The sequence below is a fragment of the Pseudomonas sp. NPDC089752 genome, from assembly GCF_044748725.1.
Taxonomy (GTDB): Bacteria; Pseudomonadota; Gammaproteobacteria; order Pseudomonadales; family Pseudomonadaceae; genus Aquipseudomonas.
Genome location: NZ_JBIVGP010000008.1, coordinates 97,637 through 121,564, shown reverse-complemented (window position 1 = coordinate 121,564; position 23,928 = coordinate 97,637). Strand labels below are relative to the sequence as shown.

Below are 23,928 nucleotides of genomic sequence, written 5' to 3'. Positions count from 1 at the left end.
AAGGCGCTCGCTGATGATACGTGCAACGCAACCCAATGATCTTTCCCAACTGGCGGCGGTTGAGCGATCAGCCGCCCAGGCGTTCCTCCAGTTCCCGGATTTGGCCTGGCTTGCCACCAGCAGCGTCATGGACGATGCTGCGCACCTGTCGTTCTTGGGCAACGGATGCAGTTGGGTGGCCGAAGAGGAAGGCAAGATACTGGGCTTCATCTGCGCAAGCGTGCAGTGCCAGGCTTTGCACATAGAGGAAGTGTCGGTTCGAGGAGACGCCCAAGGCCAAGGCATTGGGCGACAGCTGTTGACTCGGATGATCGAGGAGGCGCGCCACAAGGGGCTAGGCCAGGTAACACTGACGACGTTTTCGAACGTGCCGTGGAATGCGCCGTTTTATCAACGCCATGGCTTCGAGGTGATTGCCGATGCGGATCTGGACATTAGGCTCTCAAGCCTGCTGGCAAGCGAATACGCGCTCGGCTTGAGTGGAAGATGCGCAATGCGCCTGCGGTTGCCTTGACCGTTCCCAGGTCAATGGGCACTCATCGCCATTCCTCCGGCGACGGTGTAGCCATCCCTGCCCTGCCGTTTGGCCTTGTACAGAGCGGTATCCGCTGCTGCCATCAAGCTCTCCGGGCTGCTTGAATCAATGGCAGGATGGCCAACGGCGATCCCCGCACTGGCAGAAACACGGCCCAGGGGGCTGGCAGCGTGCTCGAGCATCTGCCGGCGCAGCGACTGCAGTATCTCTTCGACAACCAGCACCGCGCCCTGCACATCGGTATTGGGCAGCAGCACGGTGAATTCTTCGCCACCATAACGCACCGCAAGGTCCGCCGGGCGCTTGAGCGCTTGCTGCAACACTTCGGCAAAGCGGCGCAGACATTGGTCGCCTGCAGGGTGGCCGTATCGGTCGTTGTAGAGTTTGAAGTAGTCCAGGTCGAGCATCACCACTGCCAGCGCATACGCCTGGCGCCTGGCGCGTCGGATTTCGGCCTCGAACACAGCATCGAGCCTGCGGCGGTTGCCCAGACCCGTCAGGCTGTCGGTCAGGGCCAGCGATTTGAGCGTCTGGTGCGCCCGGTGCAGCGCCCGTTCGATGACAATACGCTCGCGCAGTTGACGCAACACGACCCAGCCGAATGCGCCTAGCCCCACCAGTAGCAACAGCATGACTGCGGCCGACTTGATCATGTCGTGGCGCCAGGGCGCGATGATCGACTCCCGCGACAACCCCGCCTCAACCACCAGTGGATAGCTCGCCAAAGCACGATAGCCATACAAGCGTGGCGTGCCGTCGACCACTGCCACCGCCTCGGCCAGGCCCTCGCTGGCGTAAGGCAGGTGTTTGCGGAAAATTTCGCTGTTGGCCAGGCTGCGGCCTATGACCTGCTCGACGAATGGCCTGCGGACCAGAATGGTGCCGTCGCGCTTGGCCAGCACCAGGGCGCCGCGTTCATCGATCTTGAAATCACCGTAGTAACGCACGAACCAGTCAACCTTGATGGTCCCCAGTAGTACGCCGGCAAAGCTGCCGTCTGGGTTGTCCAACCTGCGCGAGATGGGAATGATCAGGTCGCCGGTGGAACGGCTGCGCACCACGGAACCGATCCGCACTGCGCGGTCGGCATGGGTGCGGTGAAAAACGAAATAGTCGCGGTCGCCGTTGTTGGCATTGGCAGGGATAGCGGCTTGATCGGTGACCAGCCAGCTGCCATCCGGCCCGTAGACGAACAACCCATGCAACTGCGGCATGATGGCTTTCTGTTGGGCCAGCAGGGCATGCAAACGCGGCCGATCGAGGTGGTCGAAGCCATCGCCTTCCAATCGCTCGGCCAGCGCGGCGGTGATCGCGTCCACCTGGCGGATGGCGTCTTCGGCGTGCTGGGCGGTTGCCCTGGCGAGGTTGCTGACCATGTTTTCGGCATTGCTGAAAGCATGCCGGTAATCGCGCCAGATGCGCCAGCCTTCGATCATCACGAAGGTCAGCATCACCACTGCCATGAACGTCAGTACCAGGCGAAACAATGCCAAGGCACGCCCTTCGCTGGTTACCGCGAACAGCCCGTCATCGTCCTGCTTCCTGGCCGCACCCATGGAAATCCTTGCCCTCAAGCGTTTGCCGCTTATCACTATAGTTCAGCGCCGCTTGCGCGTACCCAGCTCGATCCAGGTAGGCGCGTGATCGCTGGCTTTGGGTTCATTGCGTACCCAGGCGTCCACACCCCCGGCCTTGAGATAGGGCGCAAGCGCTGGGTTGAGCAGCAGATGGTCGATGCGCAGCCCGGCGTTGCGGGCCCAGTGGTTGCGGAAGTAATCCCAGAACGTATAGATGCGCTCGTCTGGATAAAGGTGGCGAATGGCATCGGTCCACCCCTGATCGAGCAAGGACTGATAGCACGAGCGTGACTCGGGTTGTAACAGCGCATCCTTGAGCCAGGACTTAGGGTCGTAGATATCGAAATCGGTCGGTACCACGTTGAAGTCACCCGCCAGCACCGTGGGATGACCGTTGCTTTGCAGTTCACGCGCATGGGCGTTGAGGCATTCGAACCAGCGCAGTTTATAGTCGAACTTCGGCCCTGGTTGCGGGTTGCCGTTGGGCAAGTACAGGCAGCCGACCAGCACACCGTGGACTGCGGCCTCCAGATAGCGGCTCTGGCTGTCATCCTCCATTCCCGGCAGGCCTCGGCGTACTTCCAGCGGCTGGCTGTCGCGCGCCAGGATCGCCACCCCATTCCACGATGGCTGGCCATGGTGCAGGTAACCATAACCCGCGGCCTCGATCGCTTCGCCAGGGAACTGCGCGTCCGCTGCCTTGAGTTCCTGCAGGCAGGCTATATCGGGCTTTTCCCTTTCCAGCCAAGCCAACAGGCCAGGCAGACGGCTACGGATGCCATTGATGTTGAATGTGGCGATGCGCAGCGCTTTCATGCGTCCGGGTCTTCCACGTGGGCCTGTACCGCGTCGTGCAGGGCACCGACATGGGCCTCATCCGCCAAGGCCTTCAGTGCCAGCCAGTCATCCCAATCGATGGCGCCATCATCGCGCAGCGCCTCTGCCGTGCGCACCAGTTCATGATGGTAAGCATCCGGCGACTGCCGACGGTAGCTGTCATCGTCGTACTGCGCATACCAGGCCTCAAGCTCGGGAATGCTGCGTTCAATGCTCATGTTCAGCTCCTTCGCGCAACCTTTGAATGTGTGAGCGTCGGCACCCGGCAACGTTCAACCCCATTGGCGCAGTGGTCGGCCTGCAGGCAAAAAAATTAAACCTATTGCACCGGGCACGGTTCAACCGTACGCGACACTGAGGTCGCGCCACCGAAAGCAAGGAGTGAGACATGAGCAATCTGTTCATCAAGCGTGCAGGTTTGTCGCTGATCATCGGCATGGCATCGCTGCAGGCAATGGCCGCATCCTCCGATGATTTCGTCGATGCAGCCACGGAGGCCGGCATAGCCGAAGTGGTTACCGGCAACCTGGCGATGGAAAAGAGCCAGAACGCCGAGATCAAGGCTTTCGCCCAACAGATGGTGACCGACCACACCAAAGCCAACCAGAAACTCGGCGACATCGCGCGCAAGCTGGACATCAGCGTGCCTGATGAAGCCGCGCTGACCGACAAGGTCAAGAAGATGATCCTCGAATGGCGTGAAGAGTCGTTCGACAAATCCTATGTCAACAACCAGGTCGACGCCCACGAAAAAGCCGTGGAACTGTTCAAGAAAGAGGCCGCTTCGTCCGACAAGGCCGAGCTGAAGGCCTTTGCCAGCGAAACCCTGCCTACCTTGGAACATCACCTGGAGCAGGCCAAGGCGCTTCAGACCAAGCATGGCAAATAGCCGGAGGAGACCCATGACTGACGATACATTGCGTAGCGAAATTCTCACCCGGCTCCTGCATGCGCACCCGCATGGGTTGGGCAAGGAAGTACTCGACAACTATCGCGGTGAGAAGGCTGTCGCTGATGTGCTGATTACCTTGCAAGCCCACGGGTTGATCCAGGACGGCAGCGTAACGGTTGAAGGCGATCAGCCACTAAGCGTCAGTTACCCCATCAAGCTGTCTGCATCAGGTGTCGAGGCAGCCAAGAAGGTGGATAGCTAAACACGGCACCGCTCCCGCAGTGCCTGATGCGGGAGCGTGGCGTGCTCTGGATCATGGGGCCGTCTGCTCGTTTCTTGCCTGGTAAAGCCTCATTGCCTCATCGCGTTCGTGTAACTGATTTTCAAGAAACTGCAGTTGCCTGCCCTGCTCCGCGCACAGCGCGCGCTGGTCTTCCAGCGCCTGACCTTGCGATTGCAACTGCCGGCGCATCTCGTCGCTGGCCCCTTGTGCTTGCGCCAGGATGGTACGCAGGCCTTGAATCTGCGTGTCGCGCTGCTCCAGTAACTCATCGAGCGCCTTGCGTTCGCTGCTGGCCTGGCGATGCTCGCCAAGCAGGCGCTCATTATCCCGGTGCAGGCGGGTCAGCTCGTCCTGCTTGACGATCATCCCCTGCTGCAGCTGGCGCAACTCGACCTGGAGCTGCTGCACCTGCGCTTCATGGCGACGCTGGTCCTGTTCGCGCTGTTCACGGCTGGCGCTGCGGTAATGTTCCAGGGCGTCGCGAGCGTGGCGGTGCTTCTCTTCCAGCGAGCGAATCTGCTCATCCTTGTCGCTCAGTCGTACCTGAAGCTCGCCCAGTGCCTGATTGAGGCTGGCGCCTCGAAGCTGCTCGGCCTGCAGCGTGCTTAGCGTGGCCTTGAGTCGCTCCGACTCCGCAGCCAGTGCAGCGGACTGAATTTGCTGTTGCTGGTGCGCTGCGGCCAACGCCTGCTGCGCCAGTTGCAGCTGGCCTTCGAGTTGCTCGCGCTGCTCGTTCATCGCCGCTTGCGCTCGTTCGACGCAGGCATCGGCCTCCTCCTGCAGTTGTTCCGCCAACTGCGCCACCAGCTTGCCCAGCGTGTCGCTTAACGCTGGCGCCCCTTGCAACGCCGCCGGTTTCACACCTTCGAGCTCTTTCAGGTAGCGATGAATCGTGGTCTTGGAGCCAGTGTTGCCCAACTCGATACGTACCGCATCGATGCTCGGGTACTCGCCCCGGGCGATCAGCACCTGCCGCGCCTGCTGCACCACCGCCTTGTTAATGCCGCCACGGGCCATGCTTTGCTCCTACGATTTCGTGTTGTGGTATGTACCACGTATTTACATGCTGATTTTGCCGTTTAGCGTTGATGAATTCAACCGTTAACTATCATGGAATAATCACGGCTTATCGCATGTCAGCGCCATTTCAGCAGCCGATCTGGCACGGCCGATAACGAACAGTACGAACGTCGATTGCTGAGACGCCCATGTCGGTGAACGACAAGACATTCCCGAAAGCGACCCATGGATGGCAGGGAGACAAGGACAATCGCTACCCTCGCCGCGCACTGATGCATGTCGAAAATCTAAGGGCCAAGCATGTCCAAGCCAGTCGATCCAGATACGATCTTGGTCAAGATGCCCTCGCTGCGGGCTGTGAAGGCCTTCGTGGCGGCGGCCAAATATGGAAGTTTCACCCGGGCAGGCGAAGCGCTGTGTGTGTCGCAGGCGGCCATAAGCCGGCAAATCCGCGAGCTGGAGCTCAACCTTGGGACCCAGCTGTTCACCCGTGGCGCACGGGCCGTGGAGCTGACGCCTGCCGGCACCCTGTTCTACGACGCAGCGCATCTGTCCTTCGTCAATATCGCCCAGACCGCCGAGCGCATTCGTAGCAGCCAATCCGAAGCCAAAGTACTGACGGTCTGTTGCACGCCGGCCTTTTCAGCCCTCTGGCTTTCCGACAACCTGCCTGAGTTCATCGCGCAGAACGAAGGCTTAGAGCTGCACCTGATCACCACCCAGAACTTCCTGACGATGGAGCCCGGTGTTCAGCCCGATGTCTTCATCTCGAAGATTGCGCACATCCGTGAGGGTTACAGTAGTGAGCATCTGTTTCATGACCTGATCTATCCCGTCTGCTCGCCGCAATTCGCCATGGATCACCCTTCGATCCATACCCTGGAAGGGCTGCGCGACTCTGCGTTGCTGAACCATGGCCCATACGGTCGCTCACAAGTGGCCGAACATGTCGACTGGGGGGTGTGGTTCGCCTATCAGTCCATCGATATCGACCATCGCTCAAGCGGCAGTCCAGCGATCTTCACGGCCAATGACTACAACCTGATCGTAACCATGGCGCTTTCCGGGCAAGGCGTGGCGCTGGGCTGGCATCAGCTGGTCAAGTCGCTGATCGATCAAGGCTCGCTGATCCGCCCCGTTGCCGAACAGGTGCAGTTGCGCAACAACAGTCACTACCTCGCGTGCAAGGAAAATGCGGAAAACCAGGACGTATTGCGCCGGTTTCAGGCGTGGATCCTTTCCAAGCTGAGCGCGGCCTGAGTGAGCGCCATCGACGTATAACCTGCGCTCATTGCTCGTGGTCCGAAATGTTGTTTGTCCGTCTTCAGAACGCCGGTATACGCTGAAATCCTCAGCCACACAGTCGCAACTTCAAGGGTTGCCCTGCATTACCAATCGACTGATTGCCCCCTCACAATAACAAGGGCGAGCTTTCCGGCGTCTGCATTTTGGAGACTCAAATGGATCGCAACAAAACCGTGTATGACCTGATTGCACAGCGCAAAGCCAACCACTCGTTGCCTGGCGTGCTTTACAGTAATGATGCTGTCTACCAGGAAGATCTCGCTCAGATCTGGCACAAGGACTGGATTTTCGTTGGCCACACCTTCGAGATCGAAAAGCCAGGCCAATTCATTACCGTACAGATTGGCAATTACCCGGTGGTTGTAGTGCGCGGCAAGGATGGCGAAGTTCGCGCGTTTCATAATGCATGCCGTCATCGCGGTGCAAAAGTCTGCGAAGCGTCCCAGGGCAAGGTCGCCAAACTGGTCTGCCCTTATCATAAATGGACGTTTGAATTGGACGGCAAGCTGTTGTTTGCCGGAAACATGGCTGAAGACTTCGACAAGAGCCAATACAACCTCAAACCCGCTCACTGCGAAGTGGCCAATACCTATATTTATGTCAGCGTCGGAGCTGTAAAACCTGACTTCAACGGCTTCCGTGAAGCGCTGCATCCGTTCGTTAACCCGCACAACCTTGAAGATTGCAAGGTAGCCTTCGAGTCGAACATCATTGAAAAAGGCAACTGGAAACTGGTCTTCGAGAACAATCGCGAGTGCTACCACTGTGACGGCTCGCACCCCGAGTTGATGAACTCGTTTGTCGACAATCTTTCCGTTGGCGGCGTGGGTGGCGATGAAGACCCACAGCTTGCGGCATTCTGGAACCAGTGCGAGGCCGGCGGCATGCCCAGCCGATTGTTGCTGGACAAGAACGGTCGCTATCGGATTACCCGCATTCCGTTATCGTCCGGCGCCGTGAGCTACACCATGGACGGCAAACCTGCGGTGAACGGCCGGCTCGACAAGACCGGCATCCCCGACATCGGCGCGTTGCTTTACTTCAACTATCCCTCCACCTGGAACCATTTTCTCGGCGACCATGCCCTGAGCTTCCGCGTGTTACCCATCAGCGCCACCGAAACGCTGGTGACCACGAAGTGGCTGGTGCCCAAAGCCGCAACGGAAGGCATCGACTATGAAATCGATCGGCTGACCAAGGTCTGGATCGCGACCAATGACCAAGACCGTGTGCTGGTCGAGGGCACCCAAGTCGGCGTTACCTCACCGACCTACGAGCCAGGCCCCTTGTCGGCCACCGCCGAGACCGGGGTCTGCCAGTTCGTCGACTGGTATTGCGCCACCATGCTGGATCGGCTTCAGGACCCGGTGTTGCTCAGGTCCGTTGGATGATTGATGAGTCAGCCCGCTCTTCGAGTCACGAAGGGTGGGCGTTTGCATGCCCCGACTTACCCGATTTCCAATGAAGACTAATGAAAACACTTACAAGAACATTCAGTCGAACGTTCCAGGACCGCAATCTGGGGTTCATCACTCAAGCGTGCACCCGGCAGACGACCTCCAGGGTCGGTTTTCTGCTGTTGGATAATTTCTCCCTGCCCTGCTTCAGCCAGGCGCTGGATGTATTGGTCACGGCCAACCTCATTTCACCCGGGGCGATTCGCGTCCAGACGTTCAGCCATGACCACACGGAGGTCATGAGTGACCTCGGCATTCCCATTCGGCCTGACACGCCGCTGACCGAGGTTCGTCTTTCCGAACTCGATCTGATGGTCATCTGCGGTGGGTTGCGTGTGGCCAGGACGCTGCCGCACTGGCTTACCCTGCTGCTGAAAAAACTCTCCAAGCTGCCCGTCGCGCTTGGTGGGCTCTGGAATGGTGCGTGGTACCTGGGCGCTGCAGGGTTGCTCGACGGCTACCGTTGCGCTATTCACCCAGAACAACGAACCGCTTTGGCGGAGCGCACGCCGTATGCCACCGTGTCACACGACTCACTGGTCCTGGACAGGGACCGCATCACGTCCGCTACGCCCAAAGGCGCTTTCGAGATGATGATTGGCTGGCTGAGTTGCGGCGCGAGCCGCCAACTTGCGGATGCCGTGCTGGATACACTCGATGGCAATCAGAGCAAGCCCCGGCGTACGCACAAGCCGCAACAGCCAACCTTGAGCAAAGCGCTGCGAGAAGTGATCGCGCTGATGGAGGCAAATCTTGAAGAACCACTGACTCCGGCCCAGCTTTCACGTGTGGTCAATCTTTCACACCGGCAGATTCAGAGGCTGTTCAAAGAGCAATTGGATACCACACCGCAAAAATACTATTTCCAGCTCAGAATTACCGAAGCACGCCGGCTGATCCAAAACTCCGATGCATCGATATTCGAGGTCTCGATTGCCTGCGGTTTTGTCTCCTGCACCCACTTCAGCAGGTCGTACAGCGCATTCTTTGGGCATCCGCCTTCCAGGGAAGTCCGATACGAATTATAGATTCCACGTTTGGACAATCCTCCGAAAGCGGACAGGCCCGGCTGCCTGACAATAATAATCAAACCATCGCTCACTGAATTTTTGACAAGGTCTCGACCCGACGTTGCGCGGCGTCGCGCTGCCATTAATCAAAAATCCTGAACAGGAACAACAATGACAAGTCCTAATCTTTCAGTAGAAGATGTACCGCTTAGCCAGTTTCACAGGCTACTCACCCTGCGTTCAGGCGGCGGCTCGTTCGTCGACGGTTACGTGCTGAGCATCATCGGCGTTGCGCTGGCGCACATCAGCACATCACTTGCGTTGAGCAGCTTCTGGGAAGGCCTGATCGCCGCGTCGGCGTTGATCGGTATCTTTTTTGGCGGATTTCTCGGCGGCTGGCTTACGGATCGTCTGGGCCGCAAGCGGCTGTTCTTCGTCGGGCCTATGCTTTTCATTCTCGCCTCTGCTGCACAGTTCTGGGCCGATACCGCTGAAGCGATCTTCATGCTGCGGCTGGTGATCGGCATTGCGGTGGGCATCGAATACCCGGTCGCCACCTCGCTTCTGGTGGAGTTCATGCCGAAGAAGTACCGCGGCCCACGCCTGGCGATGCTGACCATCCTCTGGTTTGCCGGTGCGGCGGCGGCCTACATCGTCGGCGAGCTGGTGCTGCGCAGTGGCGGTGATGATGCCTGGCGCTGGGTGCTGGCGAGTTCCGCGACCATTGGCCTGGCCCTGCTGCTGGTGCGCATCGGCACCCCGGAGTCGCCTCGCTGGCTGTTGAGTAAAGGCCGCAATGACGAAGCCGAGCAGGTCATCAAGCGCGTATACGGTAATGATTTCTCCCTGGACAATCTTCCGGAGGAAAGCCCGAACTACAAGATCAACGTCTGGAGTCTCATCTACTCGGGCTATGCCAAACGAATGCTGTTCATCATCGTGTTCTGGACGTGCTGCATCATCCCACTGTTCGCGGTATACGCATTTGCGCCCAAGGTGCTGGCAGCCATGAACGTGAAAGGCGATAGCGCATCGCTAGGTTCGGTGTTGATCACACTCTTCTTCGTCGCAGGTTGCGTCGTCTCGACCCGGCTGATCAACGTGCTCGGGCGGCGCAACCTGCTGCTCGGCAGCTTCGCCGTCTCTGGCCTGGCGCTGTTGTGCCTGGGGGCATCGAACAACGGCGCAGGCATGTGGATCCTGGTGTTTTTCGCCATCTACGCACTGTTCATCGGCGGCGCCCAAGTACTTACGCTGGTCTACCCCAACGAAATTTTCCCAACCGAAATACGTGCATTCGCAGTGGGCATCGGCACCTCGATTTCACGCATCGGTGCCGCCATCGGTACTTATCTCGTGCCTGTTTCGCTGGACAGCCTGGGTATCGCGCAGACCATGTACGTGGCCGCCGGCATCACCTTCTTCGGCTTGCTCCTTTCCTGGCTTCTGGCCCCGGAAACGCGCTCGCTGAACCTCCAGCAGGCGGCCTCGCTTGGCTAGGCTCTGCATAAAAGTATGGTCATCCAGCGTGTGGGAGCATGTGGGTGCAACAAGTAAGCCGAGTCCCGCCCAGCGCTCGACTTCCTTGGCAACTCTGTCCACCATGGACAGAACGTCCATTCATGTGTGACCCACCCGTTGCCAATGATCATCGAAAACTACAAGGCAATCGCCGACAGCATTGCACTGCTGCTTTACCCCCATGCGGAAGTCATCGTCCATGAAGTGCGGAGCCAGACGATCGTTCATATCGCCAACAATTTTTCCAGGCGCACACTCGGTGACGACTCGGCCCTGGACCTGGAGCTTGGAGACTTGCGTAACGCTGCCAAACTCGGCCCCTACGAAAAACTCAACTGGGATGGTCAGAAGATTCGCTCCATCACCACTGTGTTGTACAACCCCAGTGGTGAGGCCGAGCACCTCCTGTGCATCAACTTGAATTTTTCCGTCTTGGAACAGGCCCGCGAGGCGCTCGATACATTTTTCCAGCTGAGCCGTCTGGTACCCCAGCCGGACGCTCTGTTCAAGGACGACTGGCAGGAACGTATCAATACCTTCATGCATGCATGGCTGCAGGCGCGCAATCTGTCGTTGCGTACGCTGAAGACCAAAGACAAGCGCTTGCTGGTGGAGGCACTGCACGCTGAAGGGGCTTTTGAAGGCCGCAGTGGAGCTGACTATGTGGCCAATGTACTGAGCATGGGCCGTGCAACCGTCTACAAGTACCTGAAAGCGCTTCGGGACCAGTCTGTCTGAACAGTAGGCAGCGTTACCTGTTGCTGATCATGGATTAATTATCTATGGTAGATTTTTAATCCACACAGAGCCCCCTCACCATGTCCGTCGATCAGCACTTCCTATCGTCCCTGTACCAGTCGATCGGCGAAGCGCACAAGGCATTGCGTCCCGAAGTGAGCATGACGCCCCTCACCCATAGCGTCCGGCTTTCGGCGATCACCCAGTGCAGCGTGTACCTCAAGTGCGAGCATCTGCAGCACACTGGGTCATTCAAGTTCCGTGGCGCCAGCAACAAGATTCGCCTGCTGCCCGCAGCGCAGCGTGAACGGGGTGTCATCACCGCCTCTTCGGGCAATCACGGCCAGGGGCTGGCATTGGCGGGCAAAGTGATGGGGGTACCGGTGACCGTCTACACCACCTCCACCGCGTCTGAATACAAGCTCGAGGCCATGCGCGCACTCGGTGCCGAGGTGGTCAGCCTCGATCTGGATGCACTGGGCGTCGAGCTTGAAGCCGCGCGTCAAGCCAAACGCCAGGGCAAGCCGTTCGTATCACCTTACAACGACCTCGAGGTGATTGCCGGCCAGGGCACGATCGGCATGGAGCTCTTCGAACAGGCCCCGGACCTGGACGCGGTGTTCGTCGCTGTCGGTGGTGGCGGCATGATTGCCGGCATCGCCACTGCGTTACGTACGCTCAACCCGAGTATCGATATCATCGGCTGTTGGCCGGCCAATGCACCTACCCTGCAGCGCTCGCTGCAAGCGGGTGAGATCGTCGACATCGAAGAACAGGAGACGCTTTCCGATGGTACGGCAGGCGGCGTCGAGCCTGGCAGTATCACATTCCCCTTGTGCCAGGCGCTGCTGACCCGCACTGTGCTGGTCAGCGAAGCGCAGATCATGGCAGCGATGCGCGATGTCGCCAGCTGTGAGCGCTGGATCATCGAGGGTGCCGCGGGTGTGGCGGTCGCTGGCATGAAGAAACTGGCCGCGGACTACCGTGGCAAGCGCGTGGCGGTGGTCATCTGCGGTCGCAACATCGTGCTCGACAAATTCATCGAGGCGGTCAAATGAAGATCTTAAACAAAAAGCAGATCATTTCCCGGCTCGACATAGACCTCGCAGCGCAACGTCTAGAGGAGGGTTTCATTGCCTTCTCCAGAGGCAATGTCCAGGTTCCACCGACCCAGGCGTTCACATTCCCCCTGGCCAACGGTGACTGCTGCATCAAGTCTGCGCATGTCGAGGGCAGCGACACCTTCACGGTAAAGATATCGACCGGTTTCTACGACAACCCCAGCAAGGGCCTGCCAAGCAACGACGGCATGATGATGGTGGTGTCGGCGATCACGGGCCAACCCATCGCCTTGCTCCAGGATGAAGGCTGGCTGACATGCATCCGCACCGCGCTGGCTGGGCGCATTGCCGCCCGACTGCTGGCTCCTGCGAAGGTCGAAGCCATCGGCATCCTGGGCACCGGCACACAGGCGCGGATGCAATTGGAACAGCTGGCCAGCTTCAGCCCCTGCCGCAAGGTGGTCGTTTGGGGGCGCGGTGATAACCAGCTGGCAGCTTACCGAACGTTTGCCAGCGATCTCGGCTATGAAGTCGAGGTCACGCGCAATCCTGAAATGCTTGCGCGCAGTGCGAACCTGATTGTCTGCGCAACGCCATCGCGTCAGCCGCTGATACGCAGCGAATGGGTGCAACCGGGTACCCATATCACTGCGGTAGGTGCCGATGCACCGGGCAAGCAAGAACTCGACCCGGCGCTGGTCGCCCGGGTTGATCGTATCATCGTCGACGCCCTCACCCAGTGCAGCCAGTACGGTGAGGTCTCCCATGCATTGAAGGCAGGCCTGATAGGCGAGCAGCAGTTGACTGAACTGGGTGCCTTGCTAGAAAACTGCGTACCTGGGCGTGACAATGATGATCAGGTCACGCTTGTCGATCTGACTGGCGTGGCGGTGCAGGACGCACAGATAGCGAGCTGCGTGCTGGGCTCGCTAGAGCTGTGATCTGGCTGCCGTGACCACGCCCTCCAAGCCCATTTGCCAGAAGTCGGCTTCCAGCCGCGAAGCCTGGCCAAAGATCGCTGCCAGCTCGACGAAGCGCTGCTCGGTCATGCTTCGCGCGGCCAGTTCATCCAGGTGCTTGCGTGCTGCTGCGGCAACGCCCTGGTAGCCTTCACCGGCATATTCGCCTATCCATTCCCGATAGGGGTGATTGCGCAGATCACCAATCCGCTCAGCCAAGGAGCGGCCGATCTCGGCGTAACCGATCACGCAGGGCGCCAGCGCCACGTGCAGTTCCAGCAGATCACCTGCAGCGCCGCAATCGAGCACGTAGCGGGTATAGGCGACAGTGGCCTGATGCTCCGGCGCCGCTTCGATATCGGCCTGCGTCAGCCCCCAGCGGGCACATAGGCGCAGGTGCAGCTCGGTCTCGTCGAGAATCGCCGCCAGGCCCGCCTGGGCAGCGCGGATGTCGGCTGGCAGGCGACTCTTGTAGGCGGCCAGCGCCCAGGCACGGGCGAACTGGATGAGGAAGAGGTAGTCCTGCACCAGGTAGGTCCGGAACGCTTCTTCGCTGAGGGTGCCCTCACCCATCTGAACGACGAAGTCGTGGTCAACATAGCTGGACCACTGCGCTGCGGTGGCAGTCTTGAGACGCTCGAAGATGTCCATGCTCAAGCCTCCTCGTCGTAGATGGCGTCGAAGAAGGCCAATTCCAGGGCCACGGTTCGCGCATAGAAATCGCCGCTCAAGGCGGCGTCCTGCGGCCCTACCCGGTCGAGTTCCGATTGCAGGAAGGCGACGAATTCGGCGAACGCCGGGTTGTCGTGAAGGGTGATCCACTCGGCATGCACGAAGTTGCCCGGTAACGGTTTGGCGGCACGGCTGGCCCAATCCAGGTACAGACCTTCGGCGACGTTCAATACCGCAAGCGCGGCTGCATAGGACCGAGTGGCCGCCGCCTCGCGCATGATCGCCTTGAAGCCAGCAGTGGGTAGCGTGTCCTCAGGCGAGCTGCGCTGCTCCGGGCTTACATCCAGCGCCTCGAAAGCGCGCAGGAAATAGGTGTTTTCATCGCTGGAAATCATCCCGGCGAAGCGTCCGAACCGCAAGCGGGCCTCGAATGTGTCGGCAGTCGCGATGGCGGCACCCAGCAAGGTCAGGAAGCTGTCCAGAAAACGGTGATCCTGGACCAGGTAGCGGACCATGATCGGGTCCGCCACGCTGCCGTCACAAAGCTCGGTGACGAAGCGATGGCCGACGGCAGCCGACCAGGTCGGTTGGTTCTGGCGGCGCAGGGTTTCAGTGAAGCGTTCGGTCATGGTGCTGCCCTCCATTGGGGTGACAGCGAGACCGTTACGTTGGTGCATGGAGCGGCCTCGCAATGAGGCCGGCAAAAAGGCAGGTCGGCAGTCCCATCCCTTCGCCGGCATGATCCGGATCAGGTTCTAAGGGTCACCGCGCTGCTGTGCCAGCGGTATCTCAGCCCGTTGCCGGACTCCCCTTGGTGGGATGCAGGTATACAGTAGCTGTACAGCGTTTGTCACGAGGTAGATCGGCTGCAATGACCCGATCGCTGCGAGTCGAAACATAAAGGCAATTAGCCACCAGTCATGACCTTGTCATCTGCCTGTCGTATTTTTCGACCATCACCCAGGGTCGGGAATGCCAGCCGTGATACGCCGTTTTCTCTCGTCTGCAGGCCTGCTGCGCCTGTTGATACTGGTGCTGTGTGCAGCCACCCTGACGTTTCTCTGGGGGCTGCACTTTGCCCAGAAGGCTGCCGCGCGTCAGGATGCGCTGTCGGCGAAGGCAGCGGAGCACCTTAACCTGGCCAGTATCGTCGGCGAAAGCCTGCGACAGTTGGTCGACCGCGCCCAGGCGGTGGGCCGGGTCACCCAGGACGACATGAAAGTGCTGCGCCAGGGCAACCTCAGCCTGGCTCGGCTGCTGGCTGAAGATCCGGTGTTCAAACGCATGAGCCTGTACGACCGCAGTGGGCGGTTAGTGTCGGCCAGCCACAGCGATGAGGCGCCTGAGCTGCCCGAAGACTGGCTGCAGCAGCTCAAGCTGCATGTCGCCCATTACGGTTTCAAGCCGTTCCTGCCGCGTATCGCCCCAACGCTCACGCCGACGGCCATGCCGAACTGGCGCCTGCCCTTCCTCTTGCCATTGACCAACCTGCCCGGCCGCGAAATCGACAATATCCTCGTGGTACAACTCGATATCGGCTACCTCGCCGTGCTGTTCCAGCACATCGACCTGGGCACTACGGGCTTGATGCGCCTGTTGCAGGACGATGGCCAGGAACGCCTGCGTATCGACACCAGTGGCGTGGTCGTGGCCGGTGATGAATTCGAGCCTGGCCTGCCACCCTCGGGCAGCGAGTCTGGGCTGCTGGTCCAGTACGCTGCCGGCAACCCGTTCCAGAGCCTGTACCGGCGCATTGACGAGCGCGGTTTCAGCATCATCGTCAGCCAACGTTACGATGAAATCCTCGCCCCCACCGCCCTGGCCTATTCGCGGCAGTTCTGGCTGAACCTGAGCATGACCTTGATGATCCTCGTCAGCCTGGCCTGGACCTTGCGCCTGTTGGGCAAGCGCCAGGAGGCCTTCAGCGCCCTGGAGCACGCGCAGCAGGTCAATCAGCAGCTGATCGGGCGCCTGGAGGACGAACACCGGCGCAGCAGCCATGCCGCCGCCACCGACCACCTCAGCGGCCTGCACAATCGCCGCCAGTTCGTCGAAGTGGCGGGCCAGGCGCTGACACGCCAGCGTGGCAAGCGCCGGCTGATGGCGATCCTGTTCATCGACATGGATCGCTTCAAGTCGATCAACGACTCGCTCGGGCACAAGATTGGTGATCTGCTTCTGCAAGCCGTTGCCGGGCGCATCCAGCGCCTGCTGGAGCCTGGCGATGAAGCGTCGCGCTTCGGTGGCGACGAATTCGTCGTGCTGCTGGCGGGCGAACGCAGTGAAGCGCAGATCAACAGCTGGGTGCACAACCTGGTGCAGAAGCTTTCGGCTACCTATGCCCTGGACGGCCAGGAGGTCAATACCAGCCCCAGCGTCGGCGTCAGTATCTGCCCGCGCGATGGCCAGGACATCGACAGCCTCATCCGCAGCGCCGACGCCGCCATGTATTCGGCCAAGCAGGCCGGGCGCGCTCAGTACCGCTTCTTCGACCCTTCGCTGAACCTTGCCGACATTCAGGCCTTCACCCTCGAACAGGCCTTCGGTAGTGCCTTGGCCGAGCGCCAGTTCGTGCTGCACTACCAACCGCAGATTCGCCTCGATACTCATCAGGTGCTGGGCTATGAGGCGCTGGTGCGCTGGGACCACCCGGAATTCGGCCTGCTCTATCCGGACCGCTTCATCGGCCTGGCCGAGCGCAGTGGCTTCATCATCGAGCTGGGTTGGGAAGTGTTGCGCCTGGCCTGCGAAGAACTGGCACGCTGGGACGCTCAGGGCCGCGAGACGCGCTTGGCGGTGAATGTCTCGGCAATGCAGCTGCGACAGGCGGACTTCAGCACTCGCCTGCTGGCCAAGTTGCAGTTGTACGGTATCGCCCCGCAACGGCTGGAACTGGAGATCACCGAGACCACCATTCTCGACCCCGAAGGCACTGCGGTCGATCATCTGCACCGCCTGCGTGCTGCCGGCCTTGGCATCAGCCTGGACGATTTCGGTCGCGGCTACGCAGGCTTTGCGCATCTGCAGTCGCTGCCACTGAGCAAGCTGAAGATCGACCGCTCGCTGATCGCTCCGTTGTCCAACAGCTACGACGACAGCCCGATCGTTTCCTCGACCATCATCCTCGCCAAACGCCTGGGCCTGGAAGTCGTCGCTGAAGGCGTCGAGACCCGTGAGCAAGTGGTATGCCTGAAAATTGCCGGCTGCGACATTGCCCAGGGCTATCACTTCAGCCGCCCGCTGTCGCCGGCACAATTGCGCGAGTACCCGCCCTTCAACGGCTTGGAGGAGAAGCCATGCGTGCTTTGAAAACCCTGGCCGGTCTATTGCTGGCCAATGTCCTCGCAACCGCCGCCCTGGCCGACTGCACGCCACGTAGTCTGCGCCTGGCAGTCATTCCGATCAAAAGTAGCGAAGCCATGGTCAGTGATCACCAGGCGTTGCTGCAGCGCCTGAGCCAGGCCGCCGGTGTGCCGGTGGAACTGATGATCGCCACCTCCTACGAAAGCGTGGTCGATGCCATCGTCTCCGGCGGCGCCGACATCGCCCGCCTCGGCCCGGCCTCCTATGTGCTCGCCCAGCGTCGAGACCCGAAGATAGAACCGTTCGCGACCTTCACGCTGAGTGCCGGGCCCTTCACTCCCGCCGGCAACCATTACCAGTCGCTTTTGTTGACCCGCGCCGACAGCCCCGACGGCATCGATCCGCTGCGTGGCAAACGCCTGGCCCTCAGCGACCCGGCCAGCACCTCGGGCGGCCTCGTACCCAGTGTGGAGTTCGCGGCCCAGGTGCGCACGCCACTGCCGCGGTTCTTCGGCTCGCTGGTGTATGCCGGCAACCACGACAACGCGCTGCAAGCGCTGCTGGACGGCCGTGTCGATGCGGCCTTCGTCGCCAGCGAACGCGCCGATGCCTACCTGGCCCGGCACGCGTTGGCAGCCAGCACGCTCAAGGTGCAATGGCGTTCACGGCCAATCTATTACGACCCCTATGTATTCAGTGCCAGCCTGTGTCCGGCGCTGAAAAACCGCATTCGCAAAGCGATGCTGGACGACCCTGGGGCCCTGGCGGCATTCGTCGCCTCCCAGGATGCCAGCGGATTGGTGCCAGTCAGCCGGGCCGAGTACGAACCGTTGCGGCAGCTGATGGATACTGCGGTGCCTCAGTGATATCCCCTTCGCTCATGCCGGCCCTTTCGCGGGGCAAGCCCGCTCCCACAGGTTCCGGGCATGCCTCCAACCTGTGGGAGCGGCGGTCCGGCGATCCGGCTTGCCCCGCGAAAGGGCCGGGACAGACCAGCCAATAAGCTTTATCTTGTCGCTGTCCATCACCACACCGCCGACCATGACCGACATCGAGCGCTACGTCCGCGCCGCCACCCGCGACAACACCCGGCGCAGCTACCAGGCCGCCATCGAGCATTTCGAGGCACATTGGGGCGGGTTTCTGCCTGCCACTGCCGACAGCATCGCCCGCTATCTGGCCGATCATGCCGATCAGCATGCAGTCAGCACCCTGCGTCAACGCCTTGCCGCCTTGAGCCAATGGCACATCAGCCAAGGTTTCCCCGACCCGACCAAGGCGCCACTGGTACGCCAGGTGCTGCGGGGCATCCGCACCTTGCACCCGACACCGCCGAAACAGGCCGCGCCACTGCTGCTGCAGCACCTGCGAACGGCTGTGGAACGTTTCGAAGAAGAGGCCCGGCAGGCCCGCGAGCACCACGACCTGCCGGCCCTGCGCCGCGCCAGGCGTGATACCGCGTTGTTGCTCCTAGGCTTCTGGCGGGGCTTTCGCGGCGATGAACTGGCGCGCCTGCGCGTCGAGCATATCCAGGCTGAAGCGGGTGTCGGCATCACCTTGTTCCTGCCGCGCAGCAAAGGCGACCGTGAAGCGCTCGGCGTGCAGCACCGTACTCCTGCGCTCAAGGCACTGTGCCCGGTCACCGCCTATCTGCAGTGGCTGGAAGTGGCCGGCATCGCCCATGGGCCGGTGTTTCGCAAGCTCGACCGCTGGGGCAACCTGAGCGATGCGCCGCTCAACAGCAACAGCCTGGTCGGCCTGTTGCGGCGCATGCTCGAACGTGCAGGCGTACCCGCAGCGCTCTACACCGGCCACTCCTTGCGCCGCGGCTTTGCCACCTGGGCCACGGCCAACGGTTGGGAATTGAAGTCACTGATGAGCTACGTGGGCTGGAAGGATGCCAAGTCGGCGCTGCGCTACATCGACTCGGCGCAGCGCTTCGGCGAGCTGGCCGTGCTGCCAGCCAGCCAGGTGCAAGTGCTTATTCCCTGAAGGCGAACCGTTCGATGCCGGCCACTTCCGGGCGAATCGCATACAGGTCGCCGGCGTCCGGGTAGTGCCGCAGTTCCGCTGGCGACATGCCCACGCGCGCCGTGGTGATGAACAGCGTACCCAGGCCATCCCCCCCGAAACAACAACTGGTCGGGCGCGGCACCGGCATCACCACCTGGTCGGTCAGGTGCCCGTCGCGGTCATAGCGCAACAAGCAGCTGCCATTGAACTGGCATACCCACAGCCCACCTTCACGGTCCAGCGCAATCCCGTCCGGGCGGCCCAGCTCGGCAGGGGTTTCGGCGAACAGGCTGACCTGCCCCAGACGCCCCTCGGTCAGGTACTCGGCGCGGTAGATCGAGCAGGCAACGGAATCGACGAAGAACACTGTCTGGCCATCTTCCGACCAGGCAATGCCGTTGGGTAGTGACAAACCGTCGTGAATCACTTCATCGTGCAACTCGCCATCGAAGCGGAACAAGGCTCCGGTCTTGCCGCTCGGGCCTTCGTCCATCAGGCCAGTGACGAAGCGCCCTTGCGGGTCGCAGGCACCGTCATTGAAGCGATAGCTCGAGCGGTGATGCACCGGCACCGAATACTGCCGCACCTTGCCCGGCTGGACATCGAGAATGGCCACGCTGGCATCTTCGGTGAAGATCAGATTGCCCTGGTCGGTCAGCGCCAACGCACCGATACGCGCAGCCGATTCGTACAGGTTCTCTACTTCGCCATCAGGCAACAACCGATGAATACGCCCGCCGGTGATATCGACGAAATACAGTGCGCCCGTGCGCGCATCCCACACCGGGCTTTCACCCAGGTCGGCACGGGTATTGGCGACCTTGATCGGCACGTAGTGACATTCCTTGATGCGGCTCCAGCGCTCGGCCACTTCAGCCAGACTGGACGCCTCCACCCGCGCCAGGTCGCGGGGGTAGCTGACCCCGCTGTTCTCGCTGAAACGTGTGGCGGTGAACTGGCCATTGCTGGCACGCAGGATGTAGCCGGTATCCCGGCACAGGGCGCTGGCCAGGTACAGCACGCCTGGTGTCACCCATTCGGGTTTGAGTTCTTCCGGCGGCTGGGTCACGCCCCACATGCGGGTCTTGGCCACCGGCGAGATGGCGTTGACCAGGATGCCGTGCGCCAACCCTTCCATGCTCAGCGCGTTCATGATGCCCACCTGGGCCATCTTGCCGGCCGAATAGGCGACCAGCCCCGGCTGGGCATAGCGCTGGTACATGGCTCGGTCCGAGGTGGTGAGCACGATGCGGGGGGCCGAAGAAGCCTTGAGGTGCTTCCAGGCATGCTTGGCAAGCCACACCGGGGCATGCACGCTGATACCCAGGGCACGCTCGAGAAACGCCTGTTCCTGGGTTTCGATGCCCTGGTAGTCGACCCAGCCGGCGTTGTGGATCAGGATATCCAGCGCACCGAAATGCGCGATGGCCAGCTCCACCAGCTGCCGACATTCTTCTTCGTTTTCCAGGTGGCCGGTGTGAGCGATCACGGCATAGCCCTTGGCCTGCAGGGCCTGGAGGGCCTCGCTGACCGCGTCCGGGTCTTGCCCTTCGCCCGAGCGGTCAGTTCCCAGGTCACTGATGACGACCTTCGCGCCGCGCGCCGCCAGGGCCATGGCGTAATTCAGGCCCAGGCCCTGAGCGGCGCCGGTGACGATGGCAACTTTATCTTTGAATGGGTCTGTGCTCGGCATTGAAGCCCCCTTCCGATTCTCCTTTTTACGATAACAATAAAAAAATCAATGACTTAATATTAAAAGCATGCAACTTTGATATCTCGCAGATATCACCTGAGACTCGCTCCCCCGATGTGCCCCAGCCACCCGCGCAATGCCCTACGAAAACATCATCGCAGCAGACGCTTTGTCGCCGCCAAGCCACGCACTATGATGGCCGCCTTGCAGGGTCGGCCGGCGGAGAATGCCTTCCTGGCGCCCGTTCGACTCGATGAAGGAACGTAGACATGATCGAGACACGTTTGCTCAGGCAATTCATTGCCGTGGCCGAAGAGCTGCACTTTCACAAGGCCGCCATTCGCCTGCACATGGCGCAGCCGCCCCTGAGCCAAGCGATCAACCGCCTCGAAGAAAAATTGGGCTTCAGCCTGTTCCTGCGCAACAAGCGCGGCGTCAAGCTGACCGCCGCCGGCATGGCGTTTCTGGAGACGGCCTACCGCACGCTCAAGGAACTGGAACAAGGCATCGAGTACGCGCGCAATGTGTCCGAAGGCATCTGCGGCAAGCTGACCATCACTGCGATTTCCATTGCCTACTACGAGTCACTGCTCAATACCCTGAAGAAATTTCGCGAAATCTACCCTAACGTGCGGCTGACTATCCGCGAAATGCCCTCGGCATCCCAAGCCAAGGCATTGATGGCCGGCGAGGCGGACATCGGCTTCATGCGCAAGCTGCCGATGCCCCCGGACACTATCGAATCGCGGCTGCTGCTCAACGAACAGATCGTCATGGCCCTGCCCAGCAGCCATGCCAAGGCCCATCAGCCGGTGGTCGACCTGCGTGATTTCGCCGAGGAAGACTTCGTTTTCACCCCGCAAGCGCTGGGCAGCGGTTACCACAGCCAGCTGATCGCCCTGTGCGAGTCGGCCGGTTTCTACCCCAAGGTGGTACAGGAAGCGGCGCAGATCCACACCCTGATCGGCCTGGTCGCCTGTGGCTTCGGCGTCGCGCTGGTACCCGAATCCATTGCCTACTCGACGCTGCGCGACCGCGTGCAGTTCCGCCCGATCCGGCCGATCAAGGACCAACCCACGCCGACCATGGGCCTGTACATGAACTGGAACCTGCAGAACGCCTCCCCTGCCCTGGGCAGCTTCATTTCCATGCTCGACCTCGGCGCGCCACGGCGGTTTGCCGACACCATCCAGAACCCGGTGATCCTGGATGGCAGCGACAAGCGCGAGCTACACCGCTAAGCGGTAGTCACGCAACCAGGTATCGAGCGCCAGGGCGGTCTCCAGGTTGTTGCGCCGCAGTTGCGAGTTGAAATACCCCTCGGGCTGACGCAGCTCGGCGGCCAGGCGACCGCGGTCGATGACCTGGAACACTGGGCTGCCAGCCTCGGCCAGCAAACGCTTGATACGCTCGCGCAGGAACCGCTCGTAGGCCAGATTCGCCGAAGTCGGGTAAGGGCTCTTGCGCCGCTGCAGCACTGCCGGCGGCAGGATGTCGGCGCAGGCTTGCTTGAGCAACCACTTTTCCTGGCCGTCCTTGCCTTTGATAGCCCACGGCACGTTGTACACGTACTCGACCAGCGCGTGATCGGTGAATGGCACCCTGACCTCCAGGCTGGCGGCCATGCTCAGGCGGTCCTTGCGGTCGAGCAGGATCGGCAGCCAACGCTGCAGGTGCATGTGGCATAGCTCGCGCATGCGTCGTTCTTGCGGGCTGTCGCCCGGCAAATGTTCGACGCTGTCCAGTGCCTGGTGGTAGCAACTGTCCTGGTAGTCGGCGAAGTTGCACTGGCGGTTGAACTCGGGATTGATCAGTTCGGGCTGCAGCAACTGCATGCGCGACAGCCACGGAAAACGCTGAGCGGCAATGGCCTGCGGGTCACGGAACCAGGCATAGCCGCCGAACACTTCGTCCGCCGCCTCCCCAGAGATGGCCACCGTTGAGTGCCCTCGGATGGCCTTGAACAGCAGGTACAGCGAGGTGTCCACATCGCCGAACGTGGCCGCCGAGTCATTGGCCCGGTACACCGCCTTGCGCGCAGGGTGGTCGACCAGCTCGCGGTTATCGATAAGGATGGTCTGGTGATGACTGCCGATGAACTCGGCAGCCGCCAGGGCGTAAGGCTGGTCCCGCTCCGGGCGGAATTCGTCGCTCTGGAACTGTTCGGCCTGGCCGACGAAGTCGACCGAGAACGAATTGACTGTGCCGCGCTGCTGCGCCATGGCGGTGAGAATGGTCGAATCCAGCCCGCCGGAAAGCAGCGAGCAAACCGGCACATCGGCATACAGCTGTTCGCCCAGCGCCTTGTCGAGCAGCTCACGGGTGTGCGCCACGGTGCTGGCCAGGTCGTCCCGATGTTCGCGGCGCTGCAACTGCCAGTAACGGCTGAGCTTCGGTTGAGCATTGGGGCGCCAGGACAGCCGATGCCCCGGGGGCAGTTCATCTACCCCGCGCAGGGCCGTACGCACGGTGCCGCGAGACAGGCTCAGGGCATCCACCAGGCCAACCACATCGAGGGCGCTGGCGAACTCCGGATGCGCCAGAATCGCCTTGATCTCCGAACCGAACAGCAGGCCCTGCTGGTGGCGGGCGTAGTACAACGGCTTGACCCCAAGGCGGTCACGTACCAGCAGGAAGTGGCCGTCGCGCCCATCGAAGATGGCGAAGGCGAACATCCCGCTCAGGTACTCGCAGCATTGCTCGCCCCACTCCAGATAGGCATGCAACACCACCTCGGTGTCGCTGCGGGTGTAGAAATGATGGCCTGCCTTGCGCAGACGCTCGCGCAGTTCGTTGTGGTTGTAGACCTCACCGGTGTAGATCAGCGCGACCTCCTCGCCACTGGCGAACCGGAAGGTCATGGGCTGCACGCCGCCGCTGAGGTCGATGATTGCCAACCGCCGGTGGCCCAACAGCGCATGACGGTGCTGCCAACTCCCGCTGGCATCGGGCCCGCGCAAGGCCAGGGTATCGGTCATGGCGCCAATGGCCGCGGTGGCCTGGGCAAGGTCGCGGGTGTAGTCCACCCAGCCTGTGATTCCGCACATGCTGC

Annotated in this window: 22 protein-coding genes, 1 pseudogene and 1 riboswitch; of the genes and pseudogenes, 14 read left to right on the top strand and 9 right to left on the bottom strand. The window is 61.1% G+C overall.

All coding sequences use genetic code 11. The features are described 5' to 3' along the window. Nucleotides 1–10 precede the first annotated feature (10 nt). The gene (locus ACIPZF_RS15285; protein ID WP_400801250.1) at nucleotides 11–514 is read left to right on the top strand and encodes a GNAT family N-acetyltransferase; all 504 of its coding nucleotides are present in this window, start codon (nucleotides 11–13) and stop codon (nucleotides 512–514) included. Between the two features lie 11 nt (nucleotides 515–525). On the opposite strand, the gene ACIPZF_RS15280 is transcribed toward ACIPZF_RS15285, so the two are convergent. From ACIPZF_RS15280 to ACIPZF_RS15270, 3 genes are read right to left on the bottom strand one after another with little or no spacing between them, the layout of a single operon-like run. Next, complete coding sequence (locus ACIPZF_RS15280) at nucleotides 526–2,091, bottom strand: diguanylate cyclase (protein WP_400800782.1); 1,566 nt, start codon at nucleotides 2,089–2,091, stop codon at nucleotides 526–528. 42 nt (nucleotides 2,092–2,133) lie between these two features. After that, nucleotides 2,134–2,928, bottom strand: coding sequence for an exodeoxyribonuclease III (xth, locus tag ACIPZF_RS15275; RefSeq protein ID WP_400800779.1), 795 nt, complete (start codon nucleotides 2,926–2,928; stop codon nucleotides 2,134–2,136). Then, entirely contained in the window at nucleotides 2,925–3,167 is a 243-nt protein-coding gene (locus ACIPZF_RS15270; RefSeq protein WP_400800776.1) for a hypothetical protein, read from the bottom strand. The genes xth and ACIPZF_RS15270 overlap by 4 nt, the downstream gene beginning before the upstream one ends. A 170-nt stretch (nucleotides 3,168–3,337) precedes the next feature. On the opposite strand from ACIPZF_RS15270, the gene ACIPZF_RS15265 reads away from it, so the two are divergent. Both ACIPZF_RS15265 and ACIPZF_RS15260 read left to right on the top strand, forming a co-directional pair. Further along, nucleotides 3,338–3,838 (top strand): DUF4142 domain-containing protein, encoded by a 501-nt coding sequence (locus ACIPZF_RS15265; protein ID WP_400800774.1) that lies wholly within the window; start codon nucleotides 3,338–3,340, stop codon nucleotides 3,836–3,838. A gap of 13 nt (nucleotides 3,839–3,851) precedes the next feature. Further along, nucleotides 3,852–4,103 (top strand): hypothetical protein, encoded by a 252-nt coding sequence (locus ACIPZF_RS15260; protein WP_400800771.1) that lies wholly within the window; start codon nucleotides 3,852–3,854, stop codon nucleotides 4,101–4,103. Nucleotides 4,104–4,154: 51 nt separating this feature from the next. Here the strand turns inward: ACIPZF_RS15260 and ACIPZF_RS15255 are convergent, their stop codons facing one another. Beyond that, nucleotides 4,155–5,141 (bottom strand): DNA-binding protein, encoded by a 987-nt coding sequence (locus ACIPZF_RS15255; protein WP_400800769.1) that lies wholly within the window; start codon nucleotides 5,139–5,141, stop codon nucleotides 4,155–4,157. A gap of 303 nt (nucleotides 5,142–5,444) precedes the next feature. Here ACIPZF_RS15255 and ACIPZF_RS15250 point away from each other — a divergent pair, with 303 nt between their 5' ends. The 7 genes from ACIPZF_RS15250 to ACIPZF_RS15220 all read left to right on the top strand — a co-directional run bounded on the left by ACIPZF_RS15250 (nucleotide 5,445) and on the right by ACIPZF_RS15220 (nucleotide 13,177). Then, a complete protein-coding gene (locus ACIPZF_RS15250) occupies nucleotides 5,445–6,404 on the top strand; it encodes a LysR family transcriptional regulator (protein WP_400800766.1) in 960 nt (319 codons plus the stop codon). A 200-nt stretch (nucleotides 6,405–6,604) separates the two neighbouring features. After that, nucleotides 6,605–7,840, top strand: a complete 1,236-nt coding sequence (locus ACIPZF_RS15245) for an aromatic ring-hydroxylating dioxygenase subunit alpha (protein WP_400801248.1) — start codon at nucleotides 6,605–6,607, stop codon at nucleotides 7,838–7,840. An 80-nt stretch (nucleotides 7,841–7,920) separates the two neighbouring features. Further along, nucleotides 7,921–8,934 (top strand): GlxA family transcriptional regulator, encoded by a 1,014-nt coding sequence (locus ACIPZF_RS15240; RefSeq protein ID WP_400800763.1) that lies wholly within the window; start codon nucleotides 7,921–7,923, stop codon nucleotides 8,932–8,934. Between the two features lie 153 nt (nucleotides 8,935–9,087). Beyond that, nucleotides 9,088–10,416: an MFS transporter gene (locus ACIPZF_RS15235; protein ID WP_400800761.1), complete on the top strand. Its 1,329-nt coding sequence runs from the start codon at nucleotides 9,088–9,090 to the stop codon at nucleotides 10,414–10,416. A gap of 144 nt (nucleotides 10,417–10,560) precedes the next feature. Then, nucleotides 10,561–11,175 (top strand): transcriptional regulator, encoded by a 615-nt coding sequence (locus ACIPZF_RS15230; protein WP_400800759.1) that lies wholly within the window; start codon nucleotides 10,561–10,563, stop codon nucleotides 11,173–11,175. 80 nt (nucleotides 11,176–11,255) lie between these two features. Further along, on the top strand, nucleotides 11,256–12,233 hold the full coding sequence (locus ACIPZF_RS15225; RefSeq protein ID WP_400800757.1) for a threonine/serine dehydratase: 978 nt from the start codon (nucleotides 11,256–11,258) through the stop codon (nucleotides 12,231–12,233). Beyond that, nucleotides 12,230–13,177: an ornithine cyclodeaminase family protein gene (locus tag ACIPZF_RS15220; RefSeq protein ID WP_400800755.1), complete on the top strand. Its 948-nt coding sequence runs from the start codon at nucleotides 12,230–12,232 to the stop codon at nucleotides 13,175–13,177. The genes ACIPZF_RS15225 and ACIPZF_RS15220 overlap by 4 nt, the downstream gene beginning before the upstream one ends. Here the strand turns inward: ACIPZF_RS15220 and tenA are convergent. Both tenA and ACIPZF_RS15210 read right to left on the bottom strand, forming a co-directional pair. Further along, nucleotides 13,166–13,846 carry a thiaminase II gene (gene tenA, locus ACIPZF_RS15215; RefSeq protein WP_400800753.1) on the bottom strand — a complete coding sequence of 227 codons (681 nt, stop codon included), beginning with the start codon at nucleotides 13,844–13,846 and terminating at the stop codon, nucleotides 13,166–13,168. The two genes, ACIPZF_RS15220 and tenA, sit on opposite strands and share 12 nt — an antisense overlap. A gap of 2 nt (nucleotides 13,847–13,848) precedes the next feature. Then, nucleotides 13,849–14,496 (bottom strand): TenA family protein, encoded by a 648-nt coding sequence (locus tag ACIPZF_RS15210; protein WP_400800750.1) that lies wholly within the window; start codon nucleotides 14,494–14,496, stop codon nucleotides 13,849–13,851. A gap of 79 nt (nucleotides 14,497–14,575) precedes the next feature. Then, nucleotides 14,576–14,689, bottom strand: a riboswitch (TPP riboswitch). Nucleotides 14,690–14,848: 159 nt separating this feature from the next. On the opposite strand from ACIPZF_RS15210, the gene ACIPZF_RS15205 reads away from it, so the two are divergent. From ACIPZF_RS15205 to ACIPZF_RS15195, 3 genes are all read left to right on the top strand, one after another. Then, nucleotides 14,849–17,176, top strand: coding sequence for a putative bifunctional diguanylate cyclase/phosphodiesterase (locus ACIPZF_RS15205; protein ID WP_400801246.1), 2,328 nt, complete (start codon nucleotides 14,849–14,851; stop codon nucleotides 17,174–17,176). Continuing rightward, entirely contained in the window at nucleotides 17,164–18,036 is an 873-nt protein-coding gene (locus tag ACIPZF_RS15200) for a phosphate/phosphite/phosphonate ABC transporter substrate-binding protein (RefSeq protein ID WP_400800747.1), read from the top strand. Before ACIPZF_RS15205 ends, ACIPZF_RS15200 begins: the two co-directional genes overlap by 13 nt. Before the next feature lie 145 nt (nucleotides 18,037–18,181). Continuing rightward, complete coding sequence (locus ACIPZF_RS15195; RefSeq protein ID WP_400800744.1) at nucleotides 18,182–19,162, top strand: site-specific integrase; 981 nt, start codon at nucleotides 18,182–18,184, stop codon at nucleotides 19,160–19,162. On the opposite strand, the gene ACIPZF_RS15190 is transcribed toward ACIPZF_RS15195, so the two are convergent. Together ACIPZF_RS15190 and ACIPZF_RS15185 are read right to left on the bottom strand one after the other, a co-directional pair. Continuing rightward, nucleotides 19,152–20,261 carry an SMP-30/gluconolactonase/LRE family protein gene (locus ACIPZF_RS15190; RefSeq protein ID WP_400801244.1) on the bottom strand — a complete coding sequence of 370 codons (1,110 nt, stop codon included), beginning with the start codon at nucleotides 20,259–20,261 and terminating at the stop codon, nucleotides 19,152–19,154. The two genes, ACIPZF_RS15195 and ACIPZF_RS15190, sit on opposite strands and share 11 nt — an antisense overlap. Beyond that, a pseudogene (locus ACIPZF_RS15185) lies at nucleotides 20,256–20,876 on the bottom strand (SDR family NAD(P)-dependent oxidoreductase); the annotation flags it as partial. The gene ACIPZF_RS15190 and the pseudogene ACIPZF_RS15185, both read right to left, overlap by 6 nt. A 269-nt stretch (nucleotides 20,877–21,145) precedes the next feature. On the opposite strand from ACIPZF_RS15185, the gene ACIPZF_RS15180 reads away from it, so the two are divergent. Then, nucleotides 21,146–22,117: a LysR family transcriptional regulator gene (locus ACIPZF_RS15180; RefSeq protein WP_400800741.1), complete on the top strand. Its 972-nt coding sequence runs from the start codon at nucleotides 21,146–21,148 to the stop codon at nucleotides 22,115–22,117. Here the strand turns inward: ACIPZF_RS15180 and asnB are convergent. After that, a complete protein-coding gene (gene asnB, locus ACIPZF_RS15175; protein WP_400800738.1) occupies nucleotides 22,106–23,923 on the bottom strand; it encodes an asparagine synthase (glutamine-hydrolyzing) in 1,818 nt (605 codons plus the stop codon). The genes ACIPZF_RS15180 and asnB overlap by 12 nt on opposite strands. Nucleotides 23,924–23,928 lie beyond the last annotated feature (5 nt).

Coding starts and splice junctions, on each gene's coding strand:
- ACIPZF_RS15200 (WP_400800747.1), top strand. CDS start 17,164: ATGCGTGCTTTGAAAACCCTGGCCGGTCTATTGCTGGCCAATGTCCTC.
- ACIPZF_RS15190 (WP_400801244.1), bottom strand. CDS start 20,261: ATGTGGGGCGTGACCCAGCCGCCGGAAGAACTCAAACCCGAATGGGTG.
- ACIPZF_RS15230 (WP_400800759.1), top strand. CDS start 10,561: ATGATCATCGAAAACTACAAGGCAATCGCCGACAGCATTGCACTGCTG.
- ACIPZF_RS15180 (WP_400800741.1), top strand. CDS start 21,146: ATGATCGAGACACGTTTGCTCAGGCAATTCATTGCCGTGGCCGAAGAG.
- ACIPZF_RS15255 (WP_400800769.1), bottom strand. CDS start 5,141: ATGGCCCGTGGCGGCATTAACAAGGCGGTGGTGCAGCAGGCGCGGCAG.
- ACIPZF_RS15220 (WP_400800755.1), top strand. CDS start 12,230: ATGAAGATCTTAAACAAAAAGCAGATCATTTCCCGGCTCGACATAGAC.
- ACIPZF_RS15235 (WP_400800761.1), top strand. CDS start 9,088: ATGACAAGTCCTAATCTTTCAGTAGAAGATGTACCGCTTAGCCAGTTT.
- ACIPZF_RS15240 (WP_400800763.1), top strand. CDS start 7,921: ATGAAAACACTTACAAGAACATTCAGTCGAACGTTCCAGGACCGCAAT.
- asnB (WP_400800738.1), bottom strand. CDS start 23,923: ATGTGCGGAATCACAGGCTGGGTGGACTACACCCGCGACCTTGCCCAG.
- ACIPZF_RS15270 (WP_400800776.1), bottom strand. CDS start 3,167: ATGAGCATTGAACGCAGCATTCCCGAGCTTGAGGCCTGGTATGCGCAG.
- xth (WP_400800779.1), bottom strand. CDS start 2,928: ATGAAAGCGCTGCGCATCGCCACATTCAACATCAATGGCATCCGTAGC.
- ACIPZF_RS15210 (WP_400800750.1), bottom strand. CDS start 14,496: ATGACCGAACGCTTCACTGAAACCCTGCGCCGCCAGAACCAACCGACC.
- ACIPZF_RS15280 (WP_400800782.1), bottom strand. CDS start 2,091: ATGGGTGCGGCCAGGAAGCAGGACGATGACGGGCTGTTCGCGGTAACC.
- tenA (WP_400800753.1), bottom strand. CDS start 13,846: ATGGACATCTTCGAGCGTCTCAAGACTGCCACCGCAGCGCAGTGGTCC.
- ACIPZF_RS15260 (WP_400800771.1), top strand. CDS start 3,852: ATGACTGACGATACATTGCGTAGCGAAATTCTCACCCGGCTCCTGCAT.
- ACIPZF_RS15250 (WP_400800766.1), top strand. CDS start 5,445: ATGTCCAAGCCAGTCGATCCAGATACGATCTTGGTCAAGATGCCCTCG.
- ACIPZF_RS15225 (WP_400800757.1), top strand. CDS start 11,256: ATGTCCGTCGATCAGCACTTCCTATCGTCCCTGTACCAGTCGATCGGC.
- ACIPZF_RS15245 (WP_400801248.1), top strand. CDS start 6,605: ATGGATCGCAACAAAACCGTGTATGACCTGATTGCACAGCGCAAAGCC.
- ACIPZF_RS15265 (WP_400800774.1), top strand. CDS start 3,338: ATGAGCAATCTGTTCATCAAGCGTGCAGGTTTGTCGCTGATCATCGGC.